Annotated in this window: 6 protein-coding genes and 1 tRNA gene; all 7 read right to left on the bottom strand. The window is 30.9% G+C overall.

Annotation, left to right across the window (positions count from 1 at the left end; genetic code table 11):
- Positions 1-176: 176 nt before the first annotated feature.
- Entirely contained in the window at positions 177-716 is a 540-nt protein-coding gene (msrA, locus tag DER71_RS11465) for a peptide-methionine (S)-S-oxide reductase MsrA (protein WP_114458769.1), read from the bottom strand.
- A gap of 256 nt (positions 717-972) precedes the next feature.
- Positions 973-2373: a PTS fructose transporter subunit IIC gene (locus DER71_RS11460; RefSeq protein ID WP_114474658.1), complete on the bottom strand. Its 1401-nt coding sequence runs from the start codon at positions 2371-2373 to the stop codon at positions 973-975.
- Between the two features lie 46 nt (positions 2374-2419).
- On the bottom strand, positions 2420-2869 hold the full coding sequence (locus tag DER71_RS11455) for a PTS sugar transporter subunit IIA (RefSeq protein WP_114458767.1): 450 nt from the start codon (positions 2867-2869) through the stop codon (positions 2420-2422).
- A 21-nt stretch (positions 2870-2890) separates the two neighbouring features.
- Entirely contained in the window at positions 2891-3823 is a 933-nt protein-coding gene (locus DER71_RS11450) for a 1-phosphofructokinase family hexose kinase (protein WP_114458766.1), read from the bottom strand.
- A gap of 13 nt (positions 3824-3836) precedes the next feature.
- Positions 3837-4616, bottom strand: a complete 780-nt coding sequence (locus DER71_RS11445; RefSeq protein ID WP_114458765.1) for a DeoR/GlpR family DNA-binding transcription regulator — start codon at positions 4614-4616, stop codon at positions 3837-3839.
- A 465-nt stretch (positions 4617-5081) separates the two neighbouring features.
- Entirely contained in the window at positions 5082-5717 is a 636-nt protein-coding gene (locus DER71_RS11440; RefSeq protein WP_114458764.1) for an MBL fold metallo-hydrolase, read from the bottom strand.
- A gap of 263 nt (positions 5718-5980) precedes the next feature.
- Positions 5981-6056, bottom strand: a tRNA-Asn gene (locus DER71_RS11435).
- Positions 6057-6064 lie beyond the last annotated feature (8 nt).

The raw sequence follows: 6064 nt of genomic DNA, 5'->3' as shown, positions 1-6064 counted from the left end.
TCACACCCGAATTGAGTTTTAGATAAATCTAAAAATTTCGTTGATGACTAAAGCCCCCTTTTTGCAGCTTGAAAATAAATTTTGGGGAAACTCCTGGCAATATTTAAGGAGTTTCTCAAACTCTATGTGTATCAATGCTTCCACCTGATAAAAAGCCTCAACCCCTTAATTCCCTGTCAAGCTAATTTATCTTTAAATTTCTGTCTGAATTTCGACAGTTTAGGATTAATAACCACCTGACAGTAACTCTGAAAAGAATTCTTTTCATAATAATTATGGTGATATTGTTCTGCCGGATAAAATATTTCAAATTCATTTATTTCTGTCACAATTGGATCAGACCAGATTTCTTCTTTTTCAATTTCAGAAATAATTCTTTCTGTTATATTTTTCTGTTCCAAATTATGATAAAATACTGCTGAACGATACTGTGAACCTATATCAGCACCCTGCCTGTTTAGCGTAGTAGGATTATGAACACTAAAAAACACCTCTAAAAGTTCTTTAAATTCTATTTCCTGAGGATTATATTTTATCTGTACAGCCTCTGCATGTCCTGTATTACCAGAACTTACTTCTTTATATGTTGGAAATTCTTTTTCACCACCAGTATAACCTGGAGTTACTTTTTTAACACCTTTTAGACTTTTAAATATTGGTTCTAAACACCAAAAACAACCACCAGCTAGTGTTGCTAATTCAGTATTATTAAACATTATAATCACCTCAAAAGGATTATAATTGATTTTTTTGATTTTTTCTGTAAGCTGTTTTTCATTTTAAGAATTTATTATCAGGATAACTGCAGTGTATATCATCAAAAGAAATAATAAACATTTTTAAACTTCCTAAATTTTTATTTTAAGAAGTTTATTGATAAAAAATATATATTATATCAAAAAAAGGGAGGAATTTTATTCTCTCCCAAATGTATTTACATTATAATACCTTAAATTAGAATATATTTATTTTTTAATCTACAAGTTGAGGCTTCAATAGTCTCAGCATAATAGCTGTAATAATAACTCCAGCTGCTATAGCTAAAACATAAAAACCAAGATTTGTTACCACATTAGGAATTGGAAGCACAAAAATACCACCATGTGGAGCTTTTAGAGAAGCTCCAAAAAGCATTGACAGTACTCCAGTTACTGCAGATCCTGTCATGATAGAAGGAATTACCCGCAGTGGATCTGCTGCTGCAAAAGGAATAGCTCCCTCAGTTATAAAAGAAATTCCCATTACCCAGGCAGCCTTACCTGCTTCAATCTCTTGCTGAGTAAATCTCTTTTTAAATAATAATGTTGCAAGAGCAAGACCCAGTGGAGGTGTCATTCCTGCAGCCATTATAGCTGCCATCGGTTCATATATTTGTGAACCCAGCAGCCCAACTCCGAAAGTATATGCAGCTTTATTAACAGGACCTCCCATATCAAATGCCATCATTGCACCAAGTATTAAACCAAGAATAACTGCATTACTTCCACTCATACCCTGAAGCCAGCCTTCCAATCCTGTCATAATTGCTTCTACTGGAGGTCCAATAAGATAAATCATCAAAAGACCAACGGTTAAACTGGATAAAAGCGGAAGTACAAGAACAGGCATTAATCCCTGCAGACTTTTGGGGAGTTTTATTACATTTTTAAGCCACTGTGTTAAATATCCGGCCATAAAACCAGCAATAATACCACCAAGAAAACCTGATCCTAAACTGTTTGCCAGCATACCACCTATCATACCAGGAGCTATACCAGGTCTATCAGCTATAGAATATGCAATATAACCGGCTAAAATTGGAACCATTAAAGCAAATGCTGTTCCACCACCTATCTGCATAAGTGCGGCAGCAAGTGTTCCCTCCTGCTCAGCTGCATTTATTCCAAATACAAAGGAGAGTGCTATTGATAAACCTCCAGCAACAACAAAGGGAAGCATAAAGGATACACCTGTCATTAAATGTTTATATGCCCCTCTTCTTTCAGTTTTTCTTTTGCTTTTTTCTTCACTCACTTTATTATACAAATCTGAATTGTCTTCCTCAATTTTCTTATCTTTATTTTCTTCTGCACCTTTTAGTGCTCGCTTGATAAGTGATTCTGCATCATCTATTGCATCACCAACAGAAACATTTACAACGTATTTTCCAGAAAATCTATCCATCTCAACATTCGTATCAGCGGCAATTATAACAGCATCTGCTTCAGAAATATCTTTTTCGCTTAATTCATTTTCTACACCTACTGAACCTTGAGTTTCAACCTTTATCTCAACATTATCCATCTTTTTGGCAGCTTCAATTAATGATTCAGCAGCCATATATGTGTGTGCAATACCAGTTGGACAGGACGTAGTTGCAACAATTTTTTTCATAAATAATAACCCCCTTATGTCTTATATAATAACTTTAATAAAATTTTTAATTATTTTCTAAAATATCCAGAATATCTTCTGGGCTTTTTGCTTCCATAAGACTTTCTCTAAAATCATCATGAACCAGTTTTCTAGATAACTGTGCCAGAAGTTTTAAATGCTGATCATGCGATTCTTCTGGAACAACAATTAAAAAAAATAAATAGGTTGGTTTTTCATCCATCGATCCATAATCAATTCCATCTTTTGACCTGCCAAAAGCAACTGTCGGTTTTTTTACAGCAGAACTTTTAACATGTGGAATAGCTACACCCTTACCTACACCTGTAGTTCCTTTAGCTTCTCTATCTAATGCCTTTTTATACACCTCTTCACTATCAGTAATTAAATCATTATCTGCCACAATATTTATCAATTCTTTAATTACTTCATTTTTTTTACTGCTCTCTAGATTCATTTTAATAAGACTAGTATTTATAAATTCCTTTACCTCCATTTTAAAAACTCCTCTCTAATTTTATTTAAGCTTTTCCACCTTTATTTTGCTTATTGTATCTTCAATATTTTTTTCGCTTATTTCAGAAATTTTTCCTTTTTCTACAAAAGTTGTTGCAAGTGCCGAAGAATAGATTCCCATATCTTTTAAGCTAACTTCTTCTCTAATTTTTTTTGCCAGACCTGCTACCATAGTATCTCCTGCTCCTATAGTTGTCTGCTCAACTTTTACAGCTGGTGTATAAAACCTGTAGGCTTCTTCTTCTGAAGCTATATATGACCCATTACTTCCAAGTGATACCATAATGATTTTTATCCCTTTATTTAATATATATTTTGAAGCTTCTAATAAATCAATATTATTTTCTATTTCACTCCCTGTTAAATTTTTCAATTCTTCTAAATTTGGTTTAATTAAATATGGCTTTTCTTTAATTCCTGCTGCTAAAGGCCTTCCTGAACTATCAAAAATAACTTTACTATTATTATCATTTGCAATTTTTATTAATTCTGCATAAGTATTCTCATCAGCTCCATCTGGTAAGCTACCTGATAAAATTAAAACTTTATTTTTTTTAAGATATTTTTTTAAATTATTTTTAAATGATTCCAGATCTTCTGGATCAATTTGACCATTTTCATTTATTTCTGTTTCTCTATTTTTATTTTTCTCTTTAATTTTTAAATTTTGCCTTGTATTGTGTTCAGACCAGATAAAATCTGCTCTAACTCTATTTTTTTCGAGTATACTATTAATTAAACTTCCATTATTTCCTCCAACTATTCCAAGTGCTATAGATTCTTCCTCCAATTTAGTGAGCACTTCTGCTACATTAATACCTTTTCCTCCTGCCAGATCATGTACTTCTTTAACCCTATTTAAACTGCCTAATTTTAATTCATCAATAATAATTACGCGATCCATAGCAGGGTTTAAAGTAACTGTTAAAATCATTGACTCCACCTCCTTACTTATGTATTGTATCTTTTGTTTTAATAACTTCTACTCCCAGTTTATTTAATATTTTTTCTTTTTTTTCATCAATGATATCCGAAATTATAAAATCTAAATCTTCAGTTTTTATAAACCTACTGAAATATACTTCTCCCCATTTTGAACTATCAAAAACTAGATATTTTTCCTGTGCTGAATCTAAAGCTATACTTTTTATTTTACTTTCATTTATATCTGGAGTTGTTCCACCATCTTTTATTGTAAATCCATTGCTGCCTATAAAAGCTTTATCTACTCTGATATTTTTGAGAAAACTTTCTGCCATAGGTCCTATCATTGCTTCTGTCTTCCATTTAAAATTGCCTCCAACTACAACAAGTTCACAGTTCAATTTTAATTCATTTATTCTATTAACTATATGTAGTGCATGGGTAACAATAGTTATTTTTTCTTTTTTAGTCAAAAATTCTATTATCTGTCTTGTAGTTGTACCTGCATCTAAAAAAATAGTGTCCCCTGGTTGAATTATTTCCGCTGCTTTTTTCCCAATTGAAATTTTTTCATTTATAAATTTATCTTCTTTTTCTTTAAAAGAAGGTTCTAATCTACTGCTCCCACTTAAAATTGCCCCACCATGAGTTCTTCTCAAAAATCCTTCTTTTTCAAGACTTGTTAAATCTCTTCTAATTGTTGCACATGAAACATCAAATTTATTGCTGAGTTCTTTAACACTTGCTCTTTTTTCTTTCTGCAGCATATTAACTATTTTCCTCTTTCTTTCTTCTGCAAACATTAAAAACCCTCATTTCTATTGTTCTATTGTTTATTTATTTTCAGTATTACTGTTTATTTATTTTTATTTATGCTTGTTTTTGCTTAATTATAATTATATATTATTCGTTTGTGATTGTCAAATGAATTTTCAAAATATTTTTGATTATTTTAGTCTTATAGTTTGATATTATAATTCTTAGACTCTTAAAAAATACTTCTAAAAATAGAGTTGTCTAATTGATTTTTAAAGATAAGAACAAAATATCCTTATGTCCCTTCGGACTGACCCTCCCTAAATTTGTAGGATACTGATCTAAATTATATAAAAATTCAGGAGGTGCCCAAAATGGGAAAAAAGAAATTGCTAATGATGTCGGGAATTATGAATCCATAAATTTTATTCATAACAAAACATCTGGTATAATTTTCGAGACATTAAAAAATCCCATCCTAAGATAAAACTTAGAATGGGAAATAAATTAAATTATTTTACATAATCAAGAACAACTAACTTTTTATTTTTTACATCTGATAAATTAAATTCAGCACTATCGATAAACTGAACATCTTCTTTATTAAATTTATTTGTAAAATCTTCGACGCCAGTGATTGGAAAATCGAGCTCTGCTGTTTTATAATGCATTGGGATTACTATCTCTGGATCAATTTTTTTAGTTATTTCATAAGCCTGATCAGCATCAATAGTATAATATCCTCCCACAGGTATCAACAAAACATCACAAGTTTTAAGTTTATTTAAATCTTCATTGTTTAAAGGATGGCCAATGTCCCCCATGTGGCAGACAGTTTTATCTGCAAATTCAATTATAAAAATTAAACTTTCTCCTCTATCTTTGCCTTCATTATCATCATGATATGTCTCAACTGCTTTTATAGATACTTTATCATTTTTGAAACCAGATTTTTTATCAACAATTTCAAAATCCCCATCAACCCTATCGACCGCATTGTGATCAAAATGTTGATGACTTACAGTTACAATATCAGGCTTATCTGTCATTTTTTTGTAAGGCAAACTATCATCATATGGATCAGTAAGAATTTTAATACCATCATTTTCAATTAAAAAACAGGAATGTCCCCACCATTTGATCTTCATAATATCCCTCCTATTTTATATTTCAATACAATACAAAGAACCAAGAAAAAAATAATTTTAAAGTAATATTTAATTACTTTAAAATTAGGCACTATTCATTCGTGAGGGCAAGCCCGTCAGGTTTTATAGTACCTAACTTCTATAAATTATATTATTATTATACAATATTAATTATACAATATCAAAAAAGTTATAGACAATTTAAGACAATTTGTTAAATAATATTAAATAAAAAAAGACCAATAAAGGTCTTAAAATAAAAATGGCTCCCCGAGCAAGACTCGAACTTGCGACTCGATGGTTAACAGCCATCTGCTCTACCAACTGAGCTATCGGGGAACAAAAAA

It is taken from the genome of Halanaerobium sp. DL-01, from assembly GCF_003338615.1.
Classification (GTDB): domain Bacteria; phylum Bacillota; class Halanaerobiia; order Halanaerobiales; family Halanaerobiaceae; genus QPJE01.
This window is presented reverse-complemented; position numbering and strand designations above follow the sequence as displayed.

What these genes read in the sequence shown, in the direction of transcription:
- msrA (WP_114458769.1), bottom strand. Translation starts at nt 716, where the DNA reads ATGTTTAATAATACTGAATTAGCAACACTAGCTGGTGGTTGTTTTTGG.
- DER71_RS11460 (WP_114474658.1), bottom strand. Translation starts at nt 2,373, where the DNA reads ATGAAAAAAATTGTTGCAACTACGTCCTGTCCAACTGGTATTGCACAC.
- DER71_RS11455 (WP_114458767.1), bottom strand. Translation starts at nt 2,869, where the DNA reads ATGGAGGTAAAGGAATTTATAAATACTAGTCTTATTAAAATGAATCTA.
- DER71_RS11450 (WP_114458766.1), bottom strand. Translation starts at nt 3,823, where the DNA reads ATGATTTTAACAGTTACTTTAAACCCTGCTATGGATCGCGTAATTATT.
- DER71_RS11445 (WP_114458765.1), bottom strand. Translation starts at nt 4,616, where the DNA reads ATGTTTGCAGAAGAAAGAAAGAGGAAAATAGTTAATATGCTGCAGAAA.
- DER71_RS11440 (WP_114458764.1), bottom strand. Translation starts at nt 5,717, where the DNA reads ATGAAGATCAAATGGTGGGGACATTCCTGTTTTTTAATTGAAAATGAT.